General features: G+C 55.9%; 12 protein-coding genes and 2 tRNA genes. 9 read left to right on the top strand and 5 right to left on the bottom strand.

Features of this window, described 5'->3' with window-relative positions; all coding sequences use genetic code 11:
• Positions 1–108 precede the first annotated feature (108 nt).
• From CE153_RS06090 to CE153_RS06100, 3 genes are all read left to right on the top strand, one after another.
• Positions 109–762: a sugar O-acetyltransferase gene (locus CE153_RS06090; RefSeq protein WP_236824483.1), complete on the top strand. Its 654-nt coding sequence runs from the start codon at positions 109–111 to the stop codon at positions 760–762.
• A 292-nt stretch (positions 763–1,054) separates the two neighbouring features.
• Positions 1,055–1,357, top strand: a complete 303-nt coding sequence (locus CE153_RS06095) for an autorepressor SdpR family transcription factor (protein ID WP_033512869.1) — start codon at positions 1,055–1,057, stop codon at positions 1,355–1,357.
• Between the two features lie 11 nt (positions 1,358–1,368).
• Positions 1,369–2,145, top strand: a complete 777-nt coding sequence (locus CE153_RS06100) for an SdpI family protein (protein WP_099595567.1) — start codon at positions 1,369–1,371, stop codon at positions 2,143–2,145.
• A gap of 209 nt (positions 2,146–2,354) precedes the next feature.
• Here the strand turns inward: CE153_RS06100 and CE153_RS06105 are convergent, their stop codons facing one another.
• Entirely contained in the window at positions 2,355–2,990 is a 636-nt protein-coding gene (locus CE153_RS06105; RefSeq protein WP_099595568.1) for an HAD family hydrolase, read from the bottom strand.
• Positions 2,991–3,082: 92 nt separating this feature from the next.
• Complete coding sequence (locus tag CE153_RS06110; protein ID WP_099595569.1) at positions 3,083–4,864, bottom strand: bifunctional ADP-dependent NAD(P)H-hydrate dehydratase/NAD(P)H-hydrate epimerase; 1,782 nt, start codon at positions 4,862–4,864, stop codon at positions 3,083–3,085.
• A gap of 93 nt (positions 4,865–4,957) precedes the next feature.
• On the opposite strand from CE153_RS06110, the gene CE153_RS06115 reads away from it, so the two are divergent.
• The 3 genes from CE153_RS06115 to CE153_RS06125 all read left to right on the top strand — a co-directional run bounded on the left by CE153_RS06115 (position 4,958) and on the right by CE153_RS06125 (position 5,965).
• Positions 4,958–5,659, top strand: a complete 702-nt coding sequence (locus CE153_RS06115; protein WP_099572025.1) for an ABC transporter ATP-binding protein — start codon at positions 4,958–4,960, stop codon at positions 5,657–5,659.
• 98 nt (positions 5,660–5,757) lie between these two features.
• Positions 5,758–5,830: transfer RNA gene (locus tag CE153_RS06120), tRNA-Asn, on the top strand.
• A gap of 59 nt (positions 5,831–5,889) precedes the next feature.
• Positions 5,890–5,965, top strand: a tRNA-Asn gene (locus CE153_RS06125).
• 33 nt (positions 5,966–5,998) lie between these two features.
• On the opposite strand, the gene CE153_RS06130 is transcribed toward CE153_RS06125, so the two are convergent.
• Positions 5,999–6,376 (bottom strand): transcriptional regulator, encoded by a 378-nt coding sequence (locus CE153_RS06130; RefSeq protein WP_180753427.1) that lies wholly within the window; start codon positions 6,374–6,376, stop codon positions 5,999–6,001.
• A gap of 175 nt (positions 6,377–6,551) precedes the next feature.
• On the opposite strand from CE153_RS06130, the gene CE153_RS06135 reads away from it, so the two are divergent.
• Positions 6,552–7,163 carry a M23 family metallopeptidase gene (locus CE153_RS06135; protein ID WP_099595570.1) on the top strand — a complete coding sequence of 204 codons (612 nt, stop codon included), beginning with the start codon at positions 6,552–6,554 and terminating at the stop codon, positions 7,161–7,163.
• Between the two features lie 115 nt (positions 7,164–7,278).
• Entirely contained in the window at positions 7,279–9,093 is a 1,815-nt protein-coding gene (locus CE153_RS06140) for an AMP-dependent synthetase/ligase (RefSeq protein WP_099595571.1), read from the top strand.
• Between the two features lie 141 nt (positions 9,094–9,234).
• Here CE153_RS06140 and CE153_RS06145 read toward each other — a convergent pair whose 3' ends face one another.
• Positions 9,235–10,767: a substrate-binding domain-containing protein gene (locus CE153_RS06145; protein WP_099595572.1), complete on the bottom strand. Its 1,533-nt coding sequence runs from the start codon at positions 10,765–10,767 to the stop codon at positions 9,235–9,237.
• Between the two features lie 156 nt (positions 10,768–10,923).
• On the bottom strand, positions 10,924–12,144 hold the full coding sequence (locus CE153_RS06150) for an NADP-dependent isocitrate dehydrogenase (protein ID WP_003834925.1): 1,221 nt from the start codon (positions 12,142–12,144) through the stop codon (positions 10,924–10,926).
• Between the two features lie 146 nt (positions 12,145–12,290).
• On the opposite strand from CE153_RS06150, the gene CE153_RS06155 reads away from it, so the two are divergent.
• Positions 12,291–13,409 (top strand): GuaB3 family IMP dehydrogenase-related protein, encoded by a 1,119-nt coding sequence (locus CE153_RS06155; protein WP_004221934.1) that lies wholly within the window; start codon positions 12,291–12,293, stop codon positions 13,407–13,409.
• Positions 13,410–13,473: the final 64 nt, after the last annotated feature.

Genomic DNA, 13,473 nt, shown 5'->3' on the forward strand with positions numbered 1-13,473 from the left:
GCGTTCCGATATTGGCAGACGCGCATTCAATGATTGTGCAGAGAATCGCGAAAGGCATGCGGAATCACGGCATGAGTTGCGTTGTGTTCGTATACAATCGCAATGGACATGAACGACTGCAAGGAGGCTGCCATGACTGTGCCGCAACGAGTGCTTGACACCATGAATTCCGGACTGATCTACACCTGCGATGACGAAGAGATGATCAAAGCGCAGCAGGAACAGATGGAACTGCTGTACGACTTCAACGCAACCCGCCCCAGCCAAATGACGCAACGCAACGAAATCGCACGCCAACTGCTTGGCGAATTCGGCGAGGACGCTTATATCGAACCGCCGTTGCATGCCAATTGGGGATGCAACACGTATTTCAGTGCGCATGCTTACGCCAATTTCAACCTCACGCTGGTTGATGATGGTGAAGTGCATATCGGCGAACATACCATGATCGGCCCGAACTGCACTATCATTACCACCGGCCATCCGATTCGTCCTGACCTGCGCGAGAAGGTCACACAGTATTCTCTGCCGGTCGTCATCGGACGTAATGTGTGGTTGGGCGCCAACGTTACCGTGCTTCCCGGCGTCACCATTGGCGACAATTCGGTGATTGGCGCATGCTCGCTGGTTACCAAAGACATTCCCGCCAATGTGGTCGCATTCGGACAGCCATGCAAGGTGTATCGCGAAATCGGCGAACATGATGACGTCTACTATTGGCGTGACCGCATGATCAACCCACCCTACGACCAAAAGCAGTAAAACAAATCACTATCGACCAACCGTTAAAACAGGTCGAATCATCGTGAACTAGTCGTTATGACAGATCCACAATCCCATAATTTGCGACTGTCAAGCGAGATGCCGGGCGCACCATTGCTCCACCACACGGGCAAGGCGCGCCTTTTTCTTTAAAACTCAGTCCTAGCTGCTCCAATCAATCATGCTTCCCACCATAACGCGCGAAACGTAACGCATACATGTCCGCAGTAGATATTTAGATAATTATCTAAATAAGAAAACATTTAAACATTGTAAAGTGAAGGAGGAATGCATGGCAGGAGAGGGATTCAAGGCGCTCTCCGATCCCACGCGACGGCGCATTTTGGAATTACTGCGTGAACGTGACATGACGGCTGGTGAACTCGCGGAACAATTCAACATGAGCAAACCGTCGATCAGCCACCATCTGACCACGTTGAAAACCGCGGGACTAGTAACCGACGAACGGCACGGGCAGAACATCATCTACAGTCTCAACACCACGGTGATGCAGGATCTGATCGGATGGTTCATGGGATTCATGGACAGCGACGGAAACGTCAATCAAGCGAATGATCAAACAGGCAATAAATAAAGGAGGGTCTTATGTGCGGGAACAACCTGAACGATTCCAAAAAAGCTTTCGATAACAACATCAACAATGCCGAAGACAAGAACAAGACTGATTCGAGGGAGAAGATCGCCCCGATCGGACGCAATCTGTGCATTACACTCGTTGCACTGTGTGTAGTCAACATCATCGCACATCTTGCTTGTTACAGTCGGCTTCCCGAAAACGTGCCGATTCACTGGGGTGCCGATGGTTCGGTCAATGGCTACGGTCCGCGTGCCGTAACATTGATTCTTGATATATTGCCGTTGCTGTGCTTGGGGCTTTTCCTCGTCATCCCGAAGATGGATCCCAAGGGAGAAAACTACATGAAGGCCAGCGGACTGTATCGTGGATTCGTCATCGCGTTCACGCTCATCATGTGCGGTGCCACATGGTTCACCGAAGCCACCGCATTTGGTGTGATCCCGGCTACTGGTGGTCCTGTTGGACTTATCATCAGCGTGGTGCTGGGAGCGCTGTTCGTCGGCTTAGGCAATTACCTTCCGCGCATGCGCCAGAATTACACTTTCGGCATCAGAACGCCTTGGGCTTTGGCTGATGAGAACAATTGGAAGCGTACGCAGCGTGTAGGTGGCATCTCTTTCATGGTGTTGGGAGTGTTATTGGTCGTAGCGGGCGTTGTCAGCTCTGTCGTGCCTGTGGGTGACATGCTCATGGCTGCAATTATTGTGACGATAGCGGTTGGCGCAGCGCTCGTTCCTTATGCGTACAGCTACCTGTTGTTCCGCCGCAGCCGGAATTCGCAGTGACGTTAAAGCAACTGGGACGCTGACGCTCCGACACAACCAGTCGATATGCAACGTTGGCAATCTGGAAAAGTTTAATGAACGGACTCAGGAGAACCAATTGCAAACAGTGAAGGAATCGAATCTGAATTTCTTCAGTCCAATGGTCGAGGGCGGTTCACATGCGTGTGATCCGCCCTCTTTGCTAATTCAAGTGTTCGTTTTGAAAAAAGTCAGAAATCCATGCCCAAAGATTTCAGATCGCGGCGAGCCTGATCGGCGTTAGTAAAGCGGAACGCATGCATGCCCACGGCCTGTGCGCCAGTGACGTTCTTCGCGGTGTCGTCGAAGAACACGCTGGATTCCGGCCTGAGATTGAAACGGCTCAGTGCCAGTTCGTAGATGTCGGCATTCGGCTTGTGCATCTTCTCCACACCAGACACCACCGTGCCTTGCAACAACTCCTCCAGCTGAGGGAACCTTTCGAAAGCGAAATGGAACGTCTCGTGCGACCAATTCGTCAACCCCCACACGCCGTAGCCTGCAGCCTTCAAATCACGAAGCAGCTGTTCCATATCCGGAATCATGCGGGGGAGCGCATCGCCATAGCGTTCGATGTAATCGCGGAAAATTTCAGCGATCTCCTCACCCTGCTCGCGTACCACGTCGGGATAAATGTTTTCGAAATCTTCGCCATGGTCCATACGATCCTCATAATCGTAGAAACCGCAGGGATCATTATCTGCGCAAATACGGTCCACAACTACTTGGGGGTACCTGCCTTCAAGGCATGCGCGCGTCTGCCAGTCTATGAGCACGCCGCAAAAATCAAAGACTACATCGGTGACGTTGGCACTGGGGGAGGTCATGAAAATCCTTCCTGCAAAATACGGATTGGCAACGTCAGTGTAACGCAAAGTAACCAACGTTGGGGCTGGTATTCAGTAAATTTGTTGCACAATTAAAGTAATTGTAAAAATGCAGGCTGAATACCGCCGATAATATCGCTGGCGATGATTGGATGGCCGATTTCTCCGAAATGCTGCTTTTTGGAATGACCGTAGATTTGCGGACGATGCCATCCGCGCTGTTCGGATTGCGATGCGATCGCTCCCGCAAGACCATGCATGTAGGCACCGGCAGCCACGACCTCGGGAACCAATGCCGGATCCTCAGCAAGCATGTCGTCCTGTTGCGCGAGCAGGGCTCCCAACATGCCGGCGAGCACGTCACCCGATCCTGCGGTCGACATCCATGCCGGTGCGCGACCGGAAAGAATCACGCGCTCATTACTCTCGCCATCAGCGCCCACCACCATGGTCACCGCGCCCTTCAGCAACACGGTCGCACCGGTCAGCTCACGGAGTTTGCGGGAGCAGGCAAGCGGCTGCGCCCGCACCTCGTCGACGCCTACTTCGTTTTCGCCCAGCCGAGTCAGCATGCGGGCCAGCTCTCCGGCGTGCGGGGTGACGACCACCTGAGGCGGCACCTTATCTGGTAGTAAATCCAAGGCTCCGGCGTCCACCACGATTGGTGGCATATCCAGTGCGCTCGCATGCCTGGCATCGGCATCGTCGCCAAGGCCGGTTTCTTGTGGCAGCGCATAGTGCTTCAGCAGCGCGGCTATGGTTTCGCGCTGGAAGTCGGAGTCGGACGCTTCGTCATCGCCTGCGGGAACGCCGGAGCCAACCACCCACGATTGGACGCGTCCCTTGCCGATCACCGCCTCAGGCAACGAGGAAAGCACCATATCCTGCGCGCGTTGTGGGCCAAGATAACGCACCATGCCTGTGTTGGTTCGTGCGGCGGCAGCGGAAGACAACACGGCCGCACCTGGGTAACGTGCGGAACCTGTCACTAAGCCGACCACTCCGCGTGAATATTTGCCGTCCGAAAGCTGCGGTAGACGGATCGAATCCGTTACGAAATCGCCATCCGTCATTTCGGTCGCGGGAACGCAATCATCGATATCGAAACCGAAATCGACCAAAGTGAGGTGTCCGCATGCATACGAGGCGGGCGGCACCATCGCGCACGGCTTCATCGCGCCGAACGTCACCGTAACGTCGGCCGGAATATACGGTCCCGGCAGCGAACCATCATTCACGCCAACGCCGGACGGTGTGTCGATCGCCACGACAAGCGGCAGATCGGAGGAGGGTTCATTGTTCGGTAAGGCGGGCCTGTCGGGTAGTTCGCTATCGAATCCCAAGGAGGATGCGATAGCGCCTGCGATGCCACGCAACGCGCCACTTACGCCAATGCCGGTCATCGCGTCGATGATTACATGGGATCCTTGGGCGTATTCGACGGCGGCCTGCAGTCGTTCTCCGGCTTCGCCCGCGGAAAAACCCGTGGCGCATCCGGGTATTTCCGCGGCTGGGTCGAGTGCGAGAACGCGGCCTCCGGCGTGCACAAACGCGCTGAAAGCCTCCTCGTGCAGGGAGCGACCCACGGCGATCGCAGTGACGTGCGCGCCTTCGTTTGCCAATTCCGCGCCGGCATACAGGCCGTCTCCGCCATTGTCTCCCGCGCCTACCAGCAGGGTCACGCGAGCATCCTCGACGGCGAGATCCTCGTCGTCGAGCAGTGTCATGGTCACGTGGGCCGCCGCCGAAGCGGCCATGCGCATCAGAGGCACGCCGTCGTCAAGCAGCGGACGTTCCAGCTCGCGCACGGTATCGGAGTCGTAAGCGCTGTACAGTAGTGTCTGCAAACGGTCGGCGTCATCGGCGATGTCCATAACGTTCCCTTCCTCGTTGTTTATGAGCAACAATCCCTACTGTAGTCGTAATATTGGGAGTCAAGGGTTTTTCGGCGTGGAATGGAGGCTGATATGGCATATATCGAAATGCAGCACAGTTACAAGCGTTACCAAATGGGTTCCACCACCATTACCGCGAACGACGATGTGAACTTCGGCATTGAGAAAGGCGAATTGGCCATTATTCTGGGCGCTTCGGGCGCAGGCAAGTCGACGGTGCTGAACATTCTAGGCGGCATGGACACAAATTCCGAGGGCAGAGTGGTCATCGACGGGCGTGACATTTCCAACTACTCTCCGAAACAGTTGACGGCTTACCGCAGAACGGACATCGGCTTCGTGTTCCAGTTCTACAATCTCGTGGCGAATTTGACCGCGAAGGAAAACGTCGAACTCGCTTCGCAGATTGTTTCCGACGCGCAGGATGCCGTCAAAGTGTTGGAAGATGTTGGTCTTGGCGATCGTGTCGACAATTTTCCCGCGCAGCTTTCCGGCGGCGAACAGCAGCGCGTGGCCATCGCCCGTGCCGTTGCGAAGAATCCGAAGATTCTGCTGTGCGACGAGCCGACTGGCGCGTTGGATTACAACACCGGCAAGCAGGTGCTGCAGATCCTGCAGGATATGAGCCGTAAGAAAGGCGCAACCGTGGTGATCGTGACCCATAATTCAGCAATCGCGCCAATCGCGGATCGTGTGATCCACATGCATGATGGCAAGGTCACCGCCGTCGACGTCAACGAGCATCCGATGGACATAGCGGAACTCGAGTGGTGATGTCGCGACACGCGGTGCGACACTCGATTTGCGAAGACGTGCGAAGCGTGTAATATATGTGACTTGTGCACGGAAGCAATTCCGTACGGGAAGCACATTCCTGCGTAGCTCAGTTGGCAGAGCATCCGACTGTTAATCGGACGGTCACTGGTTCAAGCCCAGTCGCAGGAGCGCAGTTTTAGGAGTTTTCCTGATTTTTTTCAGGAGAAGACTTAAAACGGGAAAAATATTCCTGCGTAGCTCAGTTGGCAGAGCATCCGACTGTTAATCGGACGGTCACTGGTTCAAGCCCAGTCGCAGGAGCCATATGAAAGCCCTTGGAAATCAAGGGCTTTTTTGTTACTCCAACGAATCAAGCACGTCGTCAATTAGCGTGCGCTCGTGCGATCCATCGGCTTTGAGTCGAGGGAAGCGTCGCAAGGCATTGGCGGGACTCGCGCCGGCCGCACGCGCCACATTCGATTTCGATTCGCCATGGGCCAAAGCTGTTTCCGCAAGACGATCCACCAGCGAGTCCGACACCTTGCGAATCTGCTCGGCAACCCACAACTGCGCCAGTTCGGGGGAGAGCGCGTAATCGTCCTGCAATTCGCTTGATGCCTCCTGCACGGCCGCCCACAGCACCATAAAAGGCTTCTGATAGTAGGTGATCCGATCGTAGTCGGACTCGCTTTCCAGCTGCTGCAACGCTTTGCGCTGTGACGTGTTATCGCTCATGCGTTCCATCGTATGCCGCGACACGCCACGGAGCCTGTGGATAACCCATCCTCCGACCACAGGGCCGTTTCAGCTGGACAATCAATCACCATACTGTCATGCTGGCAATTCACCGCAGCACAGCGTAACAAAGCAATAAAGCGACACAGCAACGTAGCAATGCGAAGGAGCCGTCATGAACGAACATGAATATCGTCGACGAATTCAACGGAACAGAATCGTCCAAGAGGAAAAGAAACGCATTCGCCAGCAGTTGCGCCAAATCATGGTCGTATGCGCGCTGGCGTGCGTCATGCTGCTCTTGTGCTGCCTATGGTCGGCTGAACCGACATATGCGAAAACGAATTCTGGTAGCGCGTCCGGATCCTGCGTAGCCCTGATGCGATGGCCGTTGAACGGCGTGCAGATAGTTGGCAAGTATGACGCGCCGAAACAACAGTGGCTTCCAGGACATCGGGGCCTTGACCTGCGCGCAGACCCTCAGGAAGCCATTATCGCGCCAGCGGACGGCGTGATCGCCTTCAGTGGCAGCGTGGGAGGCAAAGCCGTGGTCACCATACGGCATGGAGGCAGCCTTTCCGGACTGACCTCGACGTTCGAACCAGCCAAGGCGGAACGCGATGTCGGCGCACATGTTGCGAAAGGGGAGCGTTTCGCGCATGTGGAGGGCGAATCTGACCATTGTAACGATCATTGCCTGCATTGGGGAATCAAATCGGAAGGACGGCAATACACCGATCCGGAAAGCAAAACCCGGACGGTGCGAATCGGATTGAAAGTTCTATGAAACAGGAGTCGACAGAACCATCGGTTTTGTCCATACGTCGTGGCCTCGCCGAAAAAAAGTGAAGCTCTCAGGCTATGATGCTGCATGTACGACGATTACGCAGGGGAGAAATGCCATGTACAAGGAATACACGCGGCCTTTGGAACAGCAGATTGACACAGACAAAAATATTTTTTCGGTGCTTGAGGAACGAGCGAACCGTACTCCGAACGATTCCTTGGTCGAATACAAGAATGAGCATGGCGAGTGGACGTCGTTCAGTGCCATCGAGTTCCGAGACAAGGTCATCGCCATCGCCAAAGGCCTGATCGCCCAGGGCATCATGCCCGGCGACTCGGTGTCCATCATCGCCCACACTTGCTGGCAGTGGACTGCGCTCGACGTGGCGATCATGTCGATCGGCGCGCTCACCGTCCCCGTGTACGAGACGAATTCGCCCGCGCAAGTCAAAATGATCTTCAACGACGCCAACGTCAAAATGGCGTTCGCGGAAGATGACGCGCAGCGCGACAAGATCGAATCCGTCAGGAGCGAATGCTCCGATCTTGGTGACGTCTATGTCATCAGACTTGGCGCGATCGACACAATGATCGAATACGGCCATGCCGTGTCCGACGCCGAATTCCAAGAGCGCGAACATGCAGTCAAAGGCTCGGACCTCGCCACCATCGTGTACACCTCCGGCTCCACAGGAACGCCAAAAGGCATTGAGCTCACCCATTCTAATTTCGTGTTCATCACCTATTCGGGCATCAACTCCATGCCCGATATCGCGATGAAGCCGAACCGTCGTCTGCTGCTGTTTCTTCCGCTGGCGCATGTGTTCGCCCGCTACATGCAGTTCTTCTGCTTCGCCGGCAATGTTTCGCTTGGCCTGTCCGGCAACCTGAAGACGATCCTGGCTGATTTCAAGGCGTTCAAGCCGACGTTCATCCTTGCCGTGCCGCGAATCTTCGAAAAGATCTACAATGCGGCGTCGCAGAAGGCCGGAGCCGGCCTCAAAGGACGTATTTTCGCAGGTGCCACGCAGGCGGCGCGCGACTGGTCGCATGCGCAGCAGTCAGGCGAAGGCATTCCGGTCGTCTTGAATCTCAAGCATGCGTTGTACAACAAGCTGGTGTACGCCTCGATCATGGACGTGTTCGGCGGTCATGTGGAATATGCGGTTTCTGGAGGCGCTCCGCTTGATTCATCCATCGCTCATTTCTTCAATGGCGTCGGATTGCCGCTGCTGGAAGGCTACGGCATGACCGAAACCTGCGCTCCGTCAAGCGTCAATCCGACTTCCGGATACAAGATTGGCACCATCGGACTGCCGCTGCAGGGCGTGACCATGGGTGTCGACGATGAAGGCGAATTGTGCATCAAGAGTCCGGCCGTATGCGCTGGCTACCATAACAATCCCGACGTCACCAAGCAGCAAATCGTCGACGGCTGGCTACATACCGGTGATCTTGGTTCCATCGACGATGAAGGCTTCGTCTCCATCGTCGGACGTAAGAAGGACCTCATCATCACCGCCGGCGGCAAGAACGTCTCCCCATGCGAGATGGAAGCGTCGATCATGACGTCGCCCGTGGTGAGCCAATGCGTGATGATCGGCGACCGCAAGCCGTTCATCGCGGCCATCATTTCGTTGGATCTTGGCGAAACGAACGCATGGCTTGCGTCGAAGGGCGCGGAATGCGTAGTATCCCTCGAGGAGGCCTCCCGCAATCCGATTGTGCACGCCGAAGTGGAACGTGCCGTCAACAAAGCCAACGAGCTCGCATCCCGCGCCGAATCGATCCGTAAGTTCGAAATCGTGCCGGACGAATTCACCGAAGAAAACGGCTTGGTCACGCCAAGCATGAAGGCACGCCGTCAGGCGGTGGTCGACCATTACCGCACGCTGATCGACACAGTCATCTACGTTCCAAAGAACAAGTAAGCGCCAATTATCGCAAAAAAAGCGTTGACTGCAATATAAAAAGCTGGTTTCCGTCGAATTGTTACGACGGAAACCAGCTTTTTATATTTCTTGTTCGGATTTCGTATGTTTGATGATCCGGATTATCTCGTATCAGCTGGATTACAGCCCTGCTTCGGCAAGCGAGATATATCCCGGTTCGATCAGCGTTTTCTTCAGATTGCTGGCGCTGACCGCTAGCGCCTCTTCTTGGATGGTCGGCACTTTCTTGTTTTCCATGGCGACGGATGAGATGAACGTCAGCTTCGCAAGCTTGCCCGACGTGTTAAGCTGCACGCAGGTCTGTGCGATGTCGGATGCCAAGATCTTGCGATTTTCCAAAGCGGTCATCCACTGTTTGCCGTTCACGATATTCGGTATGGAGCTGACGTAGGCGCCGTAACCGGTGATGATCGGCCATTGCGAGTTCTGCTCGTCAAGGGAATCGCTGGTATCCTCCGTATCGGAATCGCCGTCATCGGATTCAGGCGCCTGCGCAGGATCGGGAACGGACTGTTTTTTCAAGTCTTTCTTGCCGGTGATATTGTCTACGATGCCGGAAATGGTGATGGATGGGTTGATGTCGGCCGCCGAACCGGTGTATCCAAGATCATTGAGTTCTTCGGAAACATAACCGGCCACATAATCATTGCAGGAGATGATACCGTCGATGCGGGTATGACGCGATGTGTCCTTGTCCATGCCAAGACGTTCGGCGAGCGTGGATTTGACCCGCTCGCTTTTCGCCGCATCGAACGCCACAGACACCCAATCGGATTCCGTGCTCGACGAGGTCAGCGTGCCGGACGGGGAAACGGCCTTCCCGTCTTTGAAATACGGTCCAAGCACCGACCAAATACCTTTGAACACGTCTTGCACGAAAGTCGCGTCCGCTGTGCTGCCGCTTTCATCGGCGGCATCGTAGGGGAGTAGCACTTCGATATGCTTCGGATTGTCGGAGCTGGTTTTGGCGAGTTCAAGCTTGCTGACCAGCTGCTTGGCCTGCAGTTGGCCGACTTGCTCGGCCGTGGTCATCGGTGCGTACACATCCGGAGTGAAACCCTGCAGCGTGTTTGACACTAACACGACTTTCATGCCCTCGTTTTGAGCGAGCTGCAATGCGGAAACCAAGCGTTCCGCGGATTGGGCATAGTCCTGGGCGTCTTCGTCGGAGGAGTTCCCATTCCATGTGATGGCGTGCGACGCGTAGTCTCCATACTGGCGGTCGGATTCGGTGGTGTCGGCCACCGGCGCCACTACCAGAGTGGTTTTGTCTGAGGAATCCGCATCGTCGCTGGTGCTGTTGACGTGGTTCACCACATAATCCTGCACGCTTTGGCTTTGCTTGTCGAGGCTCGACGCCGTTTTGACGGTGATGTTGGAGCCTTTGACATCGTTGTCTTTCAAAGATGAGACTATTTCCGGCACTAGTTTTTCCCATTTGCTCAAAGGCGTCTGCTGGGAGATGGTGATGCCATCCGAAGGGGTGAAGATCACCACGTTGCCGGCATCGACGGTAGTGGTGGTGCCGGTGGAGCCCGCTTCATGCGATTGCGTTTCATTGTCGGATGAGCAGGCGCCCATGGCCGTGATGAGCGAGGTCGATGCCAACAGTGCGAACAGACGTTTCGTCACGGTCGTGCGGTGCAGTGTCATGCCGTTTCCTTCATGAAAATCGAATGATAATTCCTATGCTGAGCTCCGATTGTAATATCTGGACGTCAAAAAGGGCTGGATATGCGTGTGAACCATACATATCCAGCCCTTTGAGCCTGCTGCTGGACGTTCAGCCAAAGGTTATTCGGCTAAGAATTATTCAGCTAGAGCCTTGGCGAGATTCTCGTCCAAAGCGTTCATGAAGCCTTCGGTGTCAAGCCAGGCCTGATCCGGACCGACGAGCATGGCGAGATCCTTGGTCATCTGGCCGCCTTCAACGGTGGACACGATGACTTTCTCCAATGTTTCGGCGAAATACTTGACTTCCGGAGTGTTATCCAAGTCGGCGCGGTGCTTGAGACCGCCGGTCCAAGCAAAAATCGATGCGATCGGATTGGTGGAGGTCTTCTCGCCCTTCTGCCAGCGGCGGTAGTGGCGGGTCACGGTGCCGTGTGCGGCCTCGGCTTCGACGGTCTGGCCGTCGGGGGTCATGAGCACGGAGGTCATGAGGCCGAGAGAGCCGAAGCCTTGCGCCACGGAATCGGACTGCACGTCGCCATCATAGTTCTTGCAGGCCCAAATGTAGCCGCCATGCCACTTGAGGGAGCTGGCCACCATGTCGTCGATCAGACGATGCTCATAGGTCAGGCCCGCTGCGGCGTACTTGTCTTTGTATTCGTTTTCGAACACTTCGGCGAACGTATCCTTGAACTGGCCGTCGTAGGCCTTGAGAATCGTGTTTTTGGTGGAAAGATATACCGGATAGCCGCGCATCAGACCATAGTTAAAGCAGGCGCGGGCGAAACCACGGATGGAATCGTTCACGTTGTACTGCACCTGGGCCACGCCGCCGTCGGCGCCATAGTTGTACACGACATGCTCGATCGGCTCGGAACCATCTTCCGGAGTGAAGGTGACGGTGAGCGTGCCTGCCCCCGGAACCTTGAAATCAGTGGCCTTATACTGGTCACCGAACGCATGTCGGGCTACCACGATCGGTTTGGTCCAGCCGGGAACCAGACGCGGAACGTTGCTCATCACGATCGGCTCGCGGAAAATGGTTCCGCCGAGAATATTGCGAATGGTGCCATTGGGGGACTTCCACATCTTCTTCAGGCCGAATTCCTTGACACGCGCCTCGTCCGGCGTGATGGTGGCGCACTTCACGCCGACATGCTCACGCTGGATGGCCTTCGCCGCGTCGACGGTCACCTGATCGTCGGTAGCATCGCGGTTTTCGATGCCGAGATCGTAATATTCGAGATCCACGTCGAGGTACGGAAGGATCAAGCGATTCTTGATGTCTTTCCAGATGACGCGGGTCATTTCGTCGCCGTCGAGTTCGACGACCTTGCCTTCGACCTTGATTTTGGCCATGTGTTGTTCTCCTGTCGGGATTGAAGGTGATAAGTTCCTGTCTTATAACGAACGTGTTAACGATACCTGTTAATGTCCAAAAAACGGGGTGGCGGCGGGTGACACGCTCTTGCATACTGTCATTGCTGAGCATTAGCCTTGAAAGCATGTCTCAGGAAATTGAAATCGGTTTGGGCAAGAAGGGTCGTCTGGCGTACTCTCTGGACGACGTTTCCATCGTTCCCTCCCGTCGTACTCGCGATCCGCAGGATGTGTCCACTTCTTGGCAGGTTGACGCCTATGAATTCGATGTGCCGGTCATCGGCGCGCCGATGGATTCGGTGACCAGCCCGGCCACCGCCATCGCCATGGGCAAGATGGGCGCTCTTGGCGTGCTCGACCTCGAAGGTCTGTGGACCCGCTACGACGATCCGCAGCCGTTGCTTGACGAAATCGCCGAGCTGCCGGCTGAAAGCGCGACCGAACGTATTCAGCAGATCTACGCCGAGCCGATCAAGCCGGAGCTCATTGTCGAGCGTCTGCATGAGATTCGCGATGCCGGCGTCACCGTTGCGGGCGCACTGTCCCCGCAACGCACGCAGGACTATTATTCGACCGTGCTCGAAGCGGGCGTCGACCTGTTCGTCATCCGTGGCACGGTTGTTTCCGCCGAGCATGTCTCCCAGGATCACGAGCCGTTGAACCTGAAGAAGTTCATCTACGATTTGGATGTGCCCGTCATCGTCGGTGGCGCCGCCAACTATACCGCGGCCCTGCATCTGATGCGTACCGGCGCGGCCGGCGTGCTTGTCGGCTTCGGTGGCGGCGCGGTATCCGCGAACCGCAACACCATCGGTGTCCACGCTCCGATGGCCACCGCCATCGCAGATGTGGCGGAAGCACGCCGTGACTACATGGACGAATCCGGCGGCCGTTACGTCCAAGTGATCGCCGATGGCGGCATGGGCGACTCCGGCAGCTTCATCAAGGCGTTCGCGCTTGGTGCCGATGCCGTGATGCTTGGCTCCCCGCTGGCTCGTGCCGAGGAAGCTCCGGGCAAGGGCATGCATTGGGGTGCCGAGGCCCGTCACCAGACGCTTCCGCGCGGCTTCCGCACGAATGTCGGCACCGTCGGCACCCTGGAAGATATCATGTTCGGTCCCAGCCACAATGCGGACGGCACTACTAATTACATTGGTGCGCTCCGTCGTGCCATGGCAACCACCGGCTATGTCGATCTCAAGAGCTTCCAGCGTTGCCCGGTCACGGTCGCTCCGACCCGCTGAACGAGCTTTGCGGTAAAGCCTGAATAACGGTTCATTGATCCTGCAGCGTCATGCTGCAGGATCT

Source organism: Bifidobacterium sp. N4G05, assembly GCF_002742445.1.
In the GTDB taxonomy this organism is placed as follows: Bacteria; Actinomycetota; Actinomycetes; order Actinomycetales; family Bifidobacteriaceae; genus Bifidobacterium; species Bifidobacterium hominis.